Origin of the sequence: Deinococcus phoenicis (genome assembly GCF_000599865.1) — a bacterium.
GTDB classification, from domain to species: Bacteria; Deinococcota; Deinococci; order Deinococcales; family Deinococcaceae; genus Deinococcus; species Deinococcus phoenicis.
Window position 1 is genome coordinate 24,415 of the sequence record NZ_JHAC01000027.1, and the last position, 14,539, is coordinate 38,953.

A 14,539-nucleotide genomic window follows, 5' to 3' on the forward strand; every position below is an offset into this window, starting at 1 on the left:
TCAGGCGATGCCGGACTTTGACGTTTTGGTGATGGGCGCGGGCCACAACGCTCTGGTGACGGCTGCCTACGCCGCGAAAGCCGGGCTGCGCGTCGGCGTCTTCGAGCGGCGGCATCTCGTCGGGGGGGCCGTCAGCACCGAGGAACTGGTGCCCGGCTACCGCTTCGACTACGGCGGCAGCGCCCACATCCTGATCCGCATGACGCCCGTGGTGCGCGAGCTGGAACTGACCCGCCACGGCCTGCACTACCTGGAAGTCGACCCGATGTTTCATGCCTCGGACGGCGAGACGCCCTGGTTCGTCTGGCGCGACGCCGAGCGCACGGCGCGCGAACTCGAAGCCCTCTTCCCCGGCCAGGGCGAGGCGTACCGCCGCTTTCTGGACGACTGGACGCCCTTTGCCCGCAGCGTGGCCGACCTCTTCAACTCGGCCCCCGGCCCGCTGGAAATGGGCAAGATGGTGCGGGGAAGCGGCCAGGGGAAGGACTGGCAGGCGCAGCTTTCCCGCATCCTGCGCCCTTACGGCGACGTGGCCCGCGAGTATTTTTCAGAGGAGCGGGTGCGCGCGCCGCTGACCTGGATGGCCGCGCAGAGCGGCCCGCCGCCGTCGGACCCCCTCAGTGCGCCTTTCTTGCTGTGGCACCCCCTCTACCACGAGGGCGGGGTGGCGCGGCCCAAGGGGGGCAGCGGCGGACTGACCAAGGCTCTGCGCCGGGCCGTGGAGGCGGACGGCGGCCAGGTCTTTACCGACGCGCCCGTGAAACGCATCCTGGTGAAGGGCGGAAAGGCGCAGGGAATCGAGCTGGAAAACGGCGAGACGTATACGGCGCGCGCGGTGGTTTCGGGGACCCACGTCCTCACGACGGCGGGAGCGCTGTCGCCCGAACATGTCCCGGAGGCCGCCCGCCGCGTGCGCGTGGGCAACGGCTTCGGCATGGTGCTGCGGCTGGCCCTCAGTGAGCGGGTGCGCTACCGCCGGCACACCGAACCGGAGAGCCGGGTGGGGCTGGGCCTGCTGATTAAAAACGAGCGGCAACTCCTGAAGGGCTACGGCGAATACCTGGCGGGCGAACCGACCACCGATCCGCCGCTGATCGCCATGAGCTTTTCCGCCGTGGACGACAGCCTGGCTCCCCCCGGCGGGGAGGTGCTGTGGCTGTGGGCGCAGTATTACCCCTACGAGCTGGCGTCGGGAAGCTGGGAGACGCGCACCGCCGAGGCGCGGGAAAACATCCTGCGCGCCTTCGAGCATTACGCGCCGGGCACGCGCGACACCATCGTGGGCGAGCTGGTGCAGACGCCGCCGTGGCTCGAACGGGAACTGGGCCTGTACCGGGGCAACGTGATGCACCTGGAGATGAGTTTCGACCAGATGTTCGCCTTCCGCCCCTGGATGTCGGCCAGCCAGTACCGCTGGCCGGGGGTGCGGGGGCTGTACCTCACGGGCGCGAGTACCCACCCGGGCGGCGGCATCATGGGCGCCTCGGGGCGAAACGCGGCGCGGGTGCTGGTGAAGGACCTGACGCGGCGGGGGTGGCGGTGAGGGGGCCGCAGGTGGGCGCGCGCCGCCCCTGTGCCCCCCGCGCCGGGAGCCGGGCCGCGTGACGCCGGGCCTCCTGCGCGGCGGTCTGGCCCTGGCGGCGCTGGGGGCGGCCTTCCTGGGGGCGCTGCTGGTCCTCCGGGCCGGGCCGGGCGGCTGGCTGCTGATTGCGCTGGGGCTGCCGCTCGCGCCGGTGCTGGCCCTCGCGGGCGACGCGCTGGGCGGCGACTTCGCGGCAACGCTGCGGCGGCGGGCACACGGTCTCGCCGCCCAGATGCGGCCCTGGCTGTGGCTGACGGTCCTGTATGCGGCGCTGCATATCCCGGTGCCTCTCTGGCCGGGGGGCTTTCCGCTGCTGGCGCTGCTGAGTACGGGGGCGCTGTTTCTGGCTGCCCTCGCTTACGCCTGGGAAAGGACCGGGGTGCGGCGGGCAAGCGTGCTGGCGGCGCTGGCCTTCGGCGTGGGCCTGGGCGTGGAACTGCTGGGGAGCCGGACGGGCTTTCCCTTCGGCGTGTATTCCTACGCGACCTCGCCCGCGCCCACCCTGCTCGGCGTGCCGCTGCTCGTGCCGCTGGGGTGGTTTGCCCTGACGCTCGCGGCCACCGTGCTGGCCGGGGGCCGGGCGGGGCTGGCGGGCCTGCTGCTGGTCGCCTGGGACGTGGGCCTGGAACCGCTGATGACGGCCGAACGCTACTGGCGCTGGAGCGACCCCGCGCCCCTGTGGGCGGGTGCGCCGGTGCAGAACTTCCTGGGCTGGTGGGTGGTCGGATCGGGTTTGAGTTGGGCCTTCATGCAAATCGCGCCGGGACTGTCGGGGCGGCGGGGCGGGGACTGGCCGGTGCAGGGGGGATCAACCGCCGACCTCTCCCTCTCCCGCCTGACCTTCGCCGCCGCGTACCCCACCGAGATGTTCTTTCTGCCCGGTGGCCTCGTGCTGGTGGGCCGGTCCCGGGAGGCGGCGGTGACGCTCGCGGCGATGCTGGGGGCGCTGGCCCTGGCGTGGGCCGTGCGGGGGAAGAAGTGAGCCGCCCGGACCCGGTGGCCGTCCTGCTGCGCGCCAGTATCCGCCGCAGCGTACGCACCGGACTGGGCGGGATCTGGGTGCATGGGCCGTTGCCGGACGGAGGTGCGGTGCTGGCCCCCAACCACCAGTCCTGGTGGGACGGCTACGTGCTGCGCGAGGTGGCCTGGACCATGGGCGCCGGCTTCCGCGTGCTGATGACGGAGCGGCAACTGGCCCGCTTCCCCTTCCTGCGCCGCGTCGGGGCGCTGGGCGCGGGGGAGGTGCGTGTTGCCGTGCGGGCGGCGCGGGCGGGCGCGTGGGTGGTGGTCTTCCCGGAGGGGGCCATTCAGCCTGCCGGGCCTTTGCGGGCGCTGAAACCCGGCGCGGCCTGGACGGCCCGGACGGCGGGGGTGCCCCTCGTGCCCGTCGCGCTGCGGGTGCTCCTGCGGGGCGGGCAACATCCAGAGGCGTATCTCCGCTTCGGGCCGGCGGTGTCCGGGCCGGGCCTCGCGGCGGGCCTCGCGGCAGAACTGGCCGCGCTGGACGCCGACCTGGCGGGCAGTGACCCGGAAGAGCCGCTGGCCGGATACCTGCGCCTCACGGGGGGGCGGGCCAGCAGTCCCGGGCGGCTGGGTTCTGGCCGACTGGACTGGCCCAGCCGCGCCCTGAAGCGGCTTACGGGGGACCGGTGAGCGGGCTCTGGCGCGGCTACCGGCTCGCGGCGGGCGGGTTCTTCGCGGTCAAGGCGGCGGCGCTGCTCGTCAACGCCCTGACCTTTCCCCGGCTGCGGCCCCGGCCCACGCCCGCTGGACCCCGCGTCTCGCTGCTGGTGCCCGCGCGCAACGAGGTGCACAACCTCCCCCACACGCTGCCCGGCCTGCTGGCCCAGGGCGCGCACGAGGTGCTGGTGCTGGACGACGGCAGCAGCGACGGCACCGCACCGGTGGCCCGGCGGCTGGGGGCGCGGGTCGTGTCCGGCCAGCCTCTCCCCGCCGGGTGGCACGGCAAACCCTGGGCCTGTCAGCAACTCGCGCGGGCGGCGAGCGGGGACGTGCTGATCTTCACCGATGCCGACGTGTTCTGGCAGCCGGGGGCGCTCGGGGCGGTGCTGCACGAGCTGGCGCGCTCGCGGGCCGACCTGCTCAGCGTGTATCCCCGCCAGCTCAACGTGACGCCCGGCGAACGGCTCCTCACGCCGCTGGTGGACGACGTGCTGCTCACGCTGCTGCCTGCGCCGCTGCTGCGCTTTCCGCACCCCAGCGCCGCCGCCGCCAACGGGCAGCTGATGGCCTTCCGGCGGGAGGCCTATGAGCGGGTGGGGGGCCACGCCCTGGTCCGCGCCGAACTGCTGGAAGACGTGGCCTTTGCCGGGCGTCTCAAGGCGCGGGGTGGGCGGCTGGCCCTGGCGCTGGGGCAGCGCTGTGTGGGCGTGCGGATGTACCGCAGCTACCCGGAATCGGTCGCGGGTTTCGGAAAGAACGCGGCGGCGGTTCATGGGCGGTCGCGGACGCTGCTGCTGCTCTCCGCCGCCTGGCACCTCGCGGCCTACACGCTGCCCTGGCTGCTGCCCGCCCGCCGCTGGCGTGGCCTGACCGCGCTGCGTGCGGCGGGCCTGCTGGAACGTGCCCTGGTGAACCGCCTTACGGGACGCCGCACACCCGCCGACCTCGCGGAAGGCTTCCTGGGGCCGGTCACGCCGCTGCTGGCGCTGCCCGTCTACCTGCGCGCCCTGCGCCGCCGGGTGAGCTGGAAGGGCCGGGAGTACCCGCCGTGAGGGGGCAGGGGCGGCAGGCGCGGAACACCGCGCGCGTTCCAGACCATGTCGCCGTCGTCGGTGCGGGCTTTGCGGGGCTGGCGGCGGCCCTGCGGCTGGCGGGAGCGGGGGCGCGCGTGACCGTGCTGGACCACCTGGACCGGGCGGGTGGCAAGGCGGCCCTGGGTTACGCCGACTTTTCCAGCGGCCCGACCGTCGTGACCATGCCCCAGGTGTTCCGCGCCCTGTACGAGCGGGTGGGGGTGCCCCTGCCGGGGCTGGAGGCCGCGCACCCCACGACCACCTACCAGGACCTCCGGGGCCGCACCTTCGCGCCCGAGGCCCTGCACGTCGCCGGAAGTCTGGAACCCACGCTCGCGCAACTCTCCCGCCGGGAGGGCCGCGACTATGCCCGGCTGCTGGCCGCCTCGCGCCGGATGTATCTGGACGCCGCGCCGACCTTCCTGTTCGCGCCGCCGCCGGGCCGCGCCGCCCTGGCCCGGTATGCCCTGACGCGTGGGCGGCGGGCCGCGCCCTGGGCCAGCCTCGCGCGGTTCGTGCGGAGCGGTCCCTTCCTGACCCCCTTCTGGTTGCGCTTCGCCACGTACCTGGGGGCCGACCCCTACCGCGCGCCCGCCGTGCTGCACAACGTGGCCTGGGTGGAGCTGGGCTACGGCGTGTGGCATCTGGCGGGGGGGCTGGCCGCCCTCGCCGAGCAGCTGCGCGAGCGGGCGGAGGCGCTGGGCGTGCGCTTCGAGTTCGGGACGGAGGTGCAGCACCTCATCACGCACGGGAGCCGGGTGCTGGGGGCGCACACGGACCGGGGCGCCTTCGCCGCCGACGCCTGGGTCAGCGCCGCCGACCGTGCCCTCACGCGCCGCTGGCTGGGGCTGCCCGCCGACCCCGCGCCGCGCGGCCTCAGCGGCTTCGCGCTGCAACTGCGCCTGCCGGAAGACCGGGGCCGCGCCCACCACGTCCTCTGGCCCGCCGACTACGCCCGCGAGTGGCGCGACATCCGGTCCGGGCGGCTGCCCCGCGACCCCACCCTGTACTTGCACCTCGACGGCGACCGCGCCTTTTTGCTGGTCAACGCGCCGCCCGACCCTGCCGTGACCGGCGACCCCTACGGCTACGGTGCTTTTCTGCTGGAGCGGTTGCAGGCCCGCTTTCCGCTCGGCGTGACCGAGTGGCGGCCGCTTTCGCCCGCCGACTACGCCCGCACGGGGCAGTCGGGCGCCCTGTATGGCCGCGCCCCACACGGGCTGGCCGGGAGCCTGCGCCCCGGCTGGACGCTCCCCGCCGCGCGAAATCTCGTGCAGGTCGGCGGCACCGTCCACCCCGGCGGGGGCGTGCCCCTCTCGCTCCTGAGCGGCTGGAACGGCGCGGGCCAGCTGCTGGGCCTGCCCTATGACGCCCTGGACGGCTTCCGCGTGCCGGGGGAAGGGGAGGGGTGGGACGGAGGGGGGTGAGGTCTTTTTGCGAATGCCTCAACTGTGGATGACAACTCTCTTCCTGAATGCTATATGAGGAAGTGGAGGGAAAAATGAAAAAAGTTCTGCTGCTTCTCACCGGTACTGTCGCCCTGAGCCTGGCCTCCTGCGCACCCCGCTACAACCCCAACGCGCAGAAGCCCGACAGTGAACTCTCGTGCCTCGAGATCAAGGACGAGATTGCCCGTGCGCAGAAGGCGCGCGAGGAAGCCGGAAAAAACCGTGGCCTGAGCGGTCAGAACATCGCCTGGGCGATCTTCTTTATCCCGGGTGTCCTGGCCAACGAGTACACCAATGATCAGGTTCAGAAGGCTGCCGATGAGCGCACGGCCAAACTGAATCAGGTATATGCGGCGAAGGGCTGCACCCAGTAGGGCCACCCCCACCATCCCCAGTTGGGCGTCCGCAAGGGCGCTCTTTTACAGCCACGCTTTGGCAAGAAGGGAAAGGCTGGAGCTGTACTCCGGTGTTTTCCTGAGCCTGTAGCGTTCGTCGTCCCGGGCGATGACCGACGAACGTTCACCGTATCCTGGCCCGCATGAAGCACACGCGCACCTGGACGGACGTGTACGGCTCGGCCCTGGCCGGCTTCGAGGGCCGGGCGGGCGGGCACCGCTGGCTGGTCGCCGCCCCCCCCGAACTCGCGGCGGATGTCCCTTCTCAACTCGCGGCGCTGGACGGCAAGGGCCGGGTGGACCTGCTCGTCCACGACGGCGTGACGCCGCTGCTCGCCGCCCTGCATGACCGGGCACCGCGCGGCGTGCTGGTCGTCGCGCCGCGTGCGCTGCCTTCCGGCCCCGCCGTGACCGTCCCCGAATGCCGGGTGGAGGACGCGGGCGGGGCCGAGTACCGCGAGGGAGGAGCGTTCCCGGCCTGGCAGGGCGTGCTGGGCGCCCAGGGCGAGCCGGGCGCGAACGAGGCCGCCAGTGCCGCCGCCTCGCTGGGCGTGCCGGTGGCCGTGACGACCCCGGACGGCGTGCGGGCCGCTCTGGAAGCCTGGATGGACTCGACGCCGCACGGGCGGTAGCGCAGGGAGGCAAACGCAACCTTCACCGCCTCCCGCCGCCCTCTTCCCGCGTACCCTGCCCCCGTGACCGCCCCCCACCCGACTGTCCGCCACCTCTACGTTCACGTGCCGTTCTGCCCCAGCATCTGCCCGTACTGCGACTTTCATGTGCTGACGCGCCGGGCCGGACTGGTCGAACAGTACCTGGAACGGGTGGAGGACGAAGCCGCGCGGCTGGCGGGCGAGTACGCGGTGGACCTCGACACGGTCTATATCGGGGGGGGCACGCCCAGTTTCCTGCGGGACGCGGAAATCACGGCGCTGGCCGGGAGCGTCCGCCGGCACCTGGGCTGGGGCCGCCTGGAAAACACGCTGGAGATCAACCCCGGCACGGTCAGCGTGGACCGGGCGGCGCTGTGGCGTGACCTGGGCTTTGACCGCGCTTCTGTGGGCGTCCAGAGCCTCGACGACGCCACCCTGAAGTTCCTGGGCCGCCAGCATGATGCGCGGCAGGCGCGGGAGGCCGTGACGACCCTGGTCGGCACCGGCTTTCGCGTCAGCGGCGACCTGATCACCGCCGTGTCGGGGCAACCCCTCGAAAGCGATATTCGCGGGCTGGTGGACCTGGGCGTGGGGCACGTCAGCGCCTACACCCTCACCATCGAGCCGGGCACCGAGTTCGCCCGCCGGGGCGTGACCGTGGAGGAGGACGACGAGCGCGCGGGCTTCGAGCAGACGGAGGCGCTGCTGGGCCAGCTCGGCTTCACCCGCTACGAGGTGAGCAACTACGCGCGGCCCGGCCAGGAATCGCGCCACAACCTCGCCTACTGGCTGGGCCGCACCTACCTGGGCCTGGGACCGGGAGCAGCGGGGCATTATCCGGCGGGGCGCCTCCCCCACACGCCACACCCCACACCCCATAACCTCCTGACCACCCGCCGCACCAACCCCCACCTCCACGACTGGCTGACGGGCGCGGCGGGCGAGGTGCAGCCCATCGACGCCGAGGAATACGTCACCGACGCGCTCTTTATGGGGCTGAGGCTGCGGGCGGGCGTGAACCTGGCCGACCTGACGCGCCGCAGCGGTCTGGACGTGCGGGAGCGCTACGCCGGGGCCATTGCCGCGAATGTGCGCCTGGGGCTGCTGACGCTGGAGGGCGACCACCTGCGCGCCACCCCGCAGGGCTGGTGGACGCTCAACCGGGTGGTGACGGATTTTCTGGAGGCCTGAGGGACCCCACCACGCCTGCTCCACACCCACCAGTGTGGGTTGTCAATGAACCCCGTCCAGCTATCCTGCGCGTGTGGCTGACCGCTCCTGAACGGGCGTTAGACTGCCTCTATGACCAAACAGATGGACTTTGACCTTCTCGTGATCGGGGCCGGGCCGGGCGGCTACCACGCCGCGATTCGCGCCGCGCAACTGGGCCTGAAGGTCGCCTGTGCCGAGCGGGAAGCGCTGGGCGGCGTGTGCCTGAACGTGGGCTGCATTCCCACGAAAGCGCTGCTGCACGCGGGCGAGATGATGGCTGCCGCCCGGCACGCCGCCGACTTCGGCCTGACCTTCGGCGAGCAGCGGCTGAACGTGGCGCAGCTCAACGGCTGGAAGGAAGGCATCGTCAAGAAACTGACCGGCGGCGTGGGCGCGCTGTTCAAGGCCAACAAGGTCACGCACCTGACCGGGCAAGCCAGCTTCGTGGACCCCCACACCGTCAAGGTGGGCGACAAGACCTACACGGCGGCGAACGTCATCATCGCCACCGGCTCCGAACCCGCCCGGCTGCCGGGGCTGGACGTGGACCAGCAGCACATCGTGGACAGCACCGGCGCGCTGGTCGTGCCCGATCCCGTCCCCGCGCGGATGCTGTGCGTGGGCGGCGGCGTGATCGGCTTCGAGTTCGCGCACGTGTACAACAACCTCGGCTCCAAGGTCAAGGTCATCGAGTTCCTGCCTAACATCATCCCCGGCGCCGACGCCGACGCGGTCAAGGAATTCAGCAAGGCGATGAAGAAGCAGGGCATCGAGATCGAGACGCAGACCAAGGCCAACAAGGCCGAGAAGAAGGCGGACGGCATCCACGTCGAGCTGGAAAACGTGAAGACCGGCGAGAAGCGCACCGAGGTCTTCGACCGGGTGCTGGTCGCGGTGGGCCGCCGCCCCCGCACCGACGGCCTGAACGCGCAGGCGGCGGGCGTGACTGTCACCGACCGGGGCTTCATTCCCGCCGACGCGCAGCAGCGCACCAACGTGCCGCACATCTTCTCCATCGGTGACGTGGCCGGAAACCCGATGCTGGCGCACAAGGCGATGAAGGAAGGCCTGGTGGCCGCCGAGGTGATCGCCGGGAAGCCCGCCGCACAGGACGCCGTCGCCATCCCCGGCGTGGTGTACACCAGCCCCGAACTCGCCTGGGTGGGCCTGACCGAGGCCGAGGCGAAGGACAAGGGCTACGAGGTCAAGACCGGCAACTTCCCCTTCAGCGCCTCGGGCCGCGCGATGACGTTGCAGCAGACCGACGGCTTCGTGAAGATGGTGGTGGAAAAGGACACCGATCTGGTGCTGGGCGTCCACATCGTCGGCCCGCACGCCTCGGACATGCTGGGCGAGGCCAGCCTCGCGCTGGAGATGGCCGCCACCGCCAGCGACATCGCCCTCACGATCCACGCGCACCCCACCCTCGGGGAATCCGTGCTGGAGGCCGCCGAGTCGGTGCACAAGCAGGCCATTCACATCATGAACAGGTAAGCCTTCAGCCGTCAGTGTTCAGCTGTCAGCGGGGGCCTGGAGAGGGTTCCCGCTGCTTTGCCGGGAGGGCAGGACCGTTTCCGGGCTGCACCCGCTCTGGCCTCGCCCTGCTATACTCCCGGCTGCGCGCTCGTAGCTCAGCTGGATAGAGCGGCCCCCTCCTAAGGGGCAGGTCCCGCGTTCGAATCGCGGCGAGCGCACCAGCCGGGCTACCGAGGGGAAGTGGTCGAGCAGACCGGCTTCCCCTCGACCTTGTGGGGGCCAGGATGAGACAGGGACCCGGCCAGAGATGAAGGTCTGCTGACGCCGCACAAACCTGAAGCAGGAAGTAGCCCTTTACGCTAGGGACGTTCCACAATTCAACCCGGCCGGGTGAAGTCGGGCTTCCTGCTCCCGGCCTGTAACCGGGGGCTTTTTTCTGCGGGCGCGCTGGGCTGGCGGCCCTCAGCGGATGGCGCTGGCGGCAAACGTCCGGGCGCTGTGGCTGAACAGGGCGTCCCAGGTGGCGCGGTCGACCCGGCCCGTCACCGGTAAGGCGTTGGCGGCCTGGAAGGCGCGGACGGTGGCGGCCGTGACCGGACCGTACCAGCCGTCGCCGCGTCCGCCGCTGCCCGGGCGTGTCAGGGCGATCAGGCGGTTTTGCACGGCCCGTACATCCGCGCCGTTGAGGCGTGGGGTCGCCAGGGCCAGCGGGCGCGTGAACGGCACGGGAGCCAGCGTGCGGGCCGCCGGGCGTTGGGCGGGAGCCTGTGGCGGGGATGGCGTGGGGCGCGTCGTGGCCGTCGGAGGTCTGGTGTTCCCGGTACGGGCGGGGGCCGCCGTGGCGGCGGGGGCGTCGCTGGGAGGCGTATCGAGGTAGACCAGCGTCTGCGCGCGGCCTTCCGGGTCAGGTTGCAGCCGCAGGTAGACGTAGCCGCCGGGCGTCCGCAGCCAGTTGTACACGCTGCGCTGATCGTCGCGGCTGCGCCAGACGCCGTACAGCTCGCCCCCCAGGGCAGCGCTAAGCTTCGTGCGGGCCTGCTCGACCGTGCCCCCCGCACCCACGCATTTTTTCTGTGGACTGCCGATCCGGGTGAAGCTGGGGGGACAGTTGCGCAGCACCCCGTCGAGTGCCTGTGCCGTGCGCGTCGCCGCCCGCTCCACGTCACCGCTGCCAGGAGCGGCGAGGACCGGTGCGGCGAGCAGGGGGACCAGCAGAGCAGCGGCGAGCTTCATGCGGTAGTGCTAGCACGTGCAAGCTGACGGGGGCTGAGGCGGGGGCCGCTTCCGGTTGAGGGCCACTTGAGGTCCGCAGTGCGCTACCCTGGCCCCCCGATGACTCCCGAACGGTACGAGAAGATCCGGCGCGTGTTGAGCAGGCGGCAGCCGACGCTGACCGTGCTGATGGACGAGGTGAACAAGCCTCACAACTTCAGCGCGGTCCTGCGCACCTGTGACGCGGTGGGCGTGCTGACCGCCCACGCCGTTCCGCCCAAAAGCGGCGCGCTGCCCACCTTCGACGCCACCAGCGGCAGCGCCCACAAGTGGGTGGCCGTTCAGAAACACCCCGATGCGGTCGTGGCCGTGCGGGACTTGCAGGCCCAGGGCGTGCAGGTGCTCGCCACCCACCTCTCGCAGCGCAGCCTGGACTACCGCGAACCCGACTACACCCGGCCCACCTGCGTGCTGCTCGGCGCGGAAAAATGGGGTGTGTCGGACGAGGCCGCCGACGCCGCCGACGCCAACATCGTCATCCCGATGTTCGGCATGGTGCAGAGCCTCAACGTCTCGGTTGCCGCCGCCACCATCCTGTTTGAGGCGCAGCGGCAGCGCCTCGCCGCCGGGATGTACGCCGCGCCCCAGCTCACGCCCGCTGAACTGGACCGCCTCGCCTTCGAGTGGGCCTATCCCGACCTGGCCCCCGGCTACCGTGAGCGCGGCGAACCGTACCCGGCGCTGGACGAGGCCGGCGAGATGATCCGCTGAGGCGGCGGGAACGTGTGAGCGGAAAAGCGTTGCATTGTGTGCGTTCTGTGCGCTGCATCCCCCGGAAACGGGCAGGTAGACTGCGGCGTACGTCCGTCCGGCCTCAGGGGCCAGGGGCGGGACCACGCTGGACCCATGAGGTCCGGACTCAAGAGGTGCTGTGTTGAACACGGAAATTATCGTCATCCTGCTGACCCTGGCCGTGCTCGAAGGCCTGCTGTCGGCGGACAACGCGCTGGTGATGGCCGTCATGGTGCGCCCCCTTCCGGCGGCCCTCCAGCAAAAGGCGCTGACCTACGTGATGTGGGGGGCGATGGCGCTGCGCCTGCTGGGCGTGCTGCTGGCGAGCTTCATCATCAAATACTGGTTCCTGCGGGCCTTTGGCGCAGCGTATCTGGCGTATCTGGTCATCAGCCACTTCGTCAAGAAAGGGCGTGACGAGGGGCACGGGCCGAAGGAACTGACGGGCAGTTTCTGGAACGTGGTCATCAGCCTGAACCTGGTGAACCTCGCCTTCAGCGTGGACTCGATCCTGGCCGGTGTGGCGCTGCTCAAGCCCGCCATGCGCGACACCTCGACCGGCTTCTGGATCGTGGTGGCGGGCGGCCTGATGGGCCTGGTACTGGTCAGGTTCGCCAGTACCTTCTTCCTGAAGCTGCTCGACCGCTTCCCCGCGCTGGACGACGTGGCCTACATCCTGATCGGCTGGATCGCCCTCAAGCTGGGCATCGAGACGGTCGAGCAGGTCAGCGAGGTCTACCACCTGGGGTGGCACGTGATGATGCCGCCCTGGCTGTTCTGGACCGGCATGGGCCTGATCGCCGGGGTCGGGACCCTCTTTGCCATGCGCCGCGCCGCCGTCAGTGACGCGGTGGCCGAGGCCGACGCGCAGACCATCCGCCATGACCTCGACGCCGCCGCGAACGATCCGCTGGACGGCAAGCTCGACGGACACTGACTGAGCGGGCACTGACGTTCGCCTGCACCATTCGGGGCCGCCTCCACCACCGGGGCGGCCCGCCTGCTGCCTTCCTCCGTCACCCCCGACCCTGCCGCAGCATGGGCGGTACAGTACCCGCATGAGCGACCTGATCGACACTGTTCGCCCCCTCGCCAAGAAGACTGACAGCAAGATCCTGATGGTCGTGCTGGACGGGGTGGGCGGGCTGCCCCTCACGGTGAACGGCGACACCGAGCTGGCGACCGCGCAGACGCCCCATCTCGACGCGCTGGCCGTGCAGTCGCAACTGGGCCTGGCCGAACTCGTCGCGGCGGGCATCACGCCCGGCAGCGGCCCCGGCCACCTGAGTCTCTTCGGGTACGATCCCCTCAAGTACGTGGTGGGGCGCGGGGCCTTGTCGGCGGTGGGTATTGGCGTGAAGCTGAATGCGGGCGATGTGGCGGTGCGCGGCAACTTCGCCTCTCTCGGCCAGAGCCGCCTGATCGTGGACCGCCGCGCGGGCCGCCCCAGCAACGAGAAGAACGCCGAGATCGTGGCTAAGCTGCGCGCCGCCATTCCCGAGATCGGCGGCACCCCGGTCGAGATCTACAGCGAGTCCGAACACCGCTTCGTGGTGGTCTTCCGCGCGACCGGCACGCCGCTGGGGGCCAACGTCAGCGATGTGGACCCCCAGGTGACCGGGGTGCCGCCGCACGTGGCGGTCGCCCACGACCCCGCCAGCGAGCGCACCGCCGAGCTGGTGAACGCGTTCGTGGCCCGCGCCGAGGCGGCCCTCGCGGACGAACCCCAGGTCAACGGCGTGCTGTTCCGGGGTTACAGCGACGTGCCGCACTTCCCCAACTTCGACGACATCTACCAGCTCCGCGCCGCCTGCATCGCCAGTTACCCGATGTACAAGGGCCTTGCCAGCCTGGTCGGCATGGACGTGCTGCCTGTCGAGGGCGAGGAGGACGCGCTGGCAGGCAAGGTCGCCGCGCTGCGGGAGAACTGGGACAACTACGACTTCTTCTACTGGCACGTCAAGAAGACCGACTCCACCGGCGAGGACGGTGACTTCGCCGCCAAGGTGAAGAAGATCGAGCTGTTCGACGCGCTGCTGCCCGACCTGCTGGCCCTCCAGCCCGACGTGCTGTGTATCGTGGGCGACCACTCCACGCCCAGCAAGCTCGCCAGCCACTCCTGGCACCCGGTTCCGCTGCTGATCCAGAGCCGCTACGGGCGCAAGGACGCTGCCGCCCGCTACACCGAGGAAGAAGCTCAGAAAGGCAGCCTGGGCCTGCGCAGGGGCACCGATATCATGCCGCTCTTGATGGCGAACGCGCTGAAGTTGCAGAAGTACGGGGCGTGAGGGGCAGGCGTTAGGCGCTAGGGATTAGGAAAGAGGGGGAAGGGTCCGGGTGGGCCTTTCCCCGCGTTGTTAAAGAACCTGTGGTGCGGCCAACAAGGCGAGGAGGGCCGTCAGATGGTCCTGCGGCGTTCCTGCTGAAGTGTCCAGCACCCGCCGGGGCGTCTGCCAGGGTTCATAGTTCCGGACATACTCCTGAAGGCCGTGCCAACCGGGTGGGGACCACTTCCCCGTGTGCTGCTCCGGGTCCTCCCAGCGGGCCTCCACCCGCCGCCGATGCTCCCCTGTGTCCGAGCAGACCACCTCCACGTTCACGAGGGGGGTGGAGGTTTGCCGGGCCACAGCTGCCCAGGCGTCCCGGGTCGCGGCCACCGGATTCACGCAGTCCACCACCACATTCAGGCCCAGCTTCAGGTTGTCTGCGGCGATGGCATATTCCACGGCGTAGCCCTCAACCGTGATTCCCGTGTGTCCAGCGTTCATCAACGCGGCCTCCACCGTATCCACCCGCAGGTAAACTGCACGCCCATCCTGCGCGAGTTGACGGGCCAGCGTGCTTTTGCCTGTCCCGGGTAACCCGCTGAAGACGATAAGCATATGGCTCACTTTAGCCATCAACGAAAGGAGCCGAGGCCCATGCCCCGGCTCCTTCCTAACGCCTAATCCCTAGGGCGGGGCGCAGAAAGGTTGCCGGAGGCGTAAGGTGGGGTATGAGGCCGTACTCCCAA

At 70.7% G+C, this 14,539-nt stretch carries 14 protein-coding genes and 1 tRNA gene; 13 read left to right on the forward strand and 2 right to left on the reverse strand.

Features of this window, described 5'->3' with window-relative positions:
- Positions 1-7: 7 nt before the first annotated feature.
- The 10 genes from DEIPH_RS09105 to DEIPH_RS09150 all read left to right on the forward strand — a co-directional run bounded on the left by DEIPH_RS09105 (position 8) and on the right by DEIPH_RS09150 (position 9,743).
- Entirely contained in the window at positions 8-1,543 is a 1,536-nt protein-coding gene (locus DEIPH_RS09105; protein WP_034357128.1) for a phytoene desaturase family protein, read from the forward strand.
- Between the two features lie 58 nt (positions 1,544-1,601).
- Positions 1,602-2,564 (forward strand): carotenoid biosynthesis protein, encoded by a 963-nt coding sequence (locus DEIPH_RS09110; RefSeq protein ID WP_034357130.1) that lies wholly within the window; start codon positions 1,602-1,604, stop codon positions 2,562-2,564.
- Entirely contained in the window at positions 2,561-3,235 is a 675-nt protein-coding gene (locus DEIPH_RS09115; RefSeq protein ID WP_152544878.1) for a lysophospholipid acyltransferase family protein, read from the forward strand. The genes DEIPH_RS09110 and DEIPH_RS09115 overlap by 4 nt, the downstream gene beginning before the upstream one ends.
- Entirely contained in the window at positions 3,232-4,317 is a 1,086-nt protein-coding gene (locus DEIPH_RS09120) for a glycosyltransferase (RefSeq protein ID WP_034357133.1), read from the forward strand. Before DEIPH_RS09115 ends, DEIPH_RS09120 begins: the two co-directional genes overlap by 4 nt.
- On the forward strand, positions 4,314-5,765 hold the full coding sequence (locus DEIPH_RS09125; protein ID WP_034357135.1) for a phytoene desaturase family protein: 1,452 nt from the start codon (positions 4,314-4,316) through the stop codon (positions 5,763-5,765). Before DEIPH_RS09120 ends, DEIPH_RS09125 begins: the two co-directional genes overlap by 4 nt.
- 74 nt (positions 5,766-5,839) lie before the next feature.
- Complete coding sequence (locus tag DEIPH_RS09130; protein WP_034357138.1) at positions 5,840-6,160, forward strand: hypothetical protein; 321 nt, start codon at positions 5,840-5,842, stop codon at positions 6,158-6,160.
- Between the two features lie 164 nt (positions 6,161-6,324).
- A complete protein-coding gene (locus DEIPH_RS09135; RefSeq protein WP_034357141.1) occupies positions 6,325-6,813 on the forward strand; it encodes a hypothetical protein in 489 nt (162 codons plus the stop codon).
- 63 nt (positions 6,814-6,876) lie between these two features.
- Positions 6,877-8,025: a radical SAM family heme chaperone HemW gene (gene hemW, locus DEIPH_RS09140; RefSeq protein ID WP_034357143.1), complete on the forward strand. Its 1,149-nt coding sequence runs from the start codon at positions 6,877-6,879 to the stop codon at positions 8,023-8,025.
- 111 nt (positions 8,026-8,136) lie between these two features.
- Positions 8,137-9,540: a dihydrolipoyl dehydrogenase gene (gene lpdA, locus DEIPH_RS09145; RefSeq protein WP_034357145.1), complete on the forward strand. Its 1,404-nt coding sequence runs from the start codon at positions 8,137-8,139 to the stop codon at positions 9,538-9,540.
- Between the two features lie 126 nt (positions 9,541-9,666).
- A tRNA-Arg gene (locus tag DEIPH_RS09150) sits at positions 9,667-9,743 on the forward strand.
- A 241-nt stretch (positions 9,744-9,984) separates the two neighbouring features.
- On the opposite strand, the gene DEIPH_RS18790 is transcribed toward DEIPH_RS09150, so the two are convergent.
- Positions 9,985-10,755 carry a peptidoglycan-binding domain-containing protein gene (locus tag DEIPH_RS18790; RefSeq protein ID WP_051517278.1) on the reverse strand — a complete coding sequence of 257 codons (771 nt, stop codon included), beginning with the start codon at positions 10,753-10,755 and terminating at the stop codon, positions 9,985-9,987.
- A 99-nt stretch (positions 10,756-10,854) separates the two neighbouring features.
- Between DEIPH_RS18790 and trmH the strand changes: the two genes are divergently transcribed.
- From trmH to DEIPH_RS09170, 3 genes are all read left to right on the forward strand, one after another.
- Positions 10,855-11,505 (forward strand): tRNA (guanosine(18)-2'-O)-methyltransferase TrmH, encoded by a 651-nt coding sequence (gene trmH, locus DEIPH_RS09160; protein ID WP_034357147.1) that lies wholly within the window; start codon positions 10,855-10,857, stop codon positions 11,503-11,505.
- A gap of 160 nt (positions 11,506-11,665) precedes the next feature.
- The gene (locus tag DEIPH_RS09165; RefSeq protein ID WP_235183209.1) at positions 11,666-12,463 is read left to right on the forward strand and encodes a TerC family protein; all 798 of its coding nucleotides are present in this window, start codon (positions 11,666-11,668) and stop codon (positions 12,461-12,463) included.
- 121 nt (positions 12,464-12,584) lie between these two features.
- Positions 12,585-13,814, forward strand: coding sequence for a 2,3-bisphosphoglycerate-independent phosphoglycerate mutase (locus DEIPH_RS09170; protein ID WP_034357150.1), 1,230 nt, complete (start codon positions 12,585-12,587; stop codon positions 13,812-13,814).
- A 69-nt stretch (positions 13,815-13,883) separates the two neighbouring features.
- On the opposite strand, the gene DEIPH_RS09175 is transcribed toward DEIPH_RS09170, so the two are convergent.
- Complete coding sequence (locus DEIPH_RS09175) at positions 13,884-14,408, reverse strand: AAA family ATPase (protein ID WP_051517279.1); 525 nt, start codon at positions 14,406-14,408, stop codon at positions 13,884-13,886.
- Positions 14,409-14,539 lie beyond the last annotated feature (131 nt).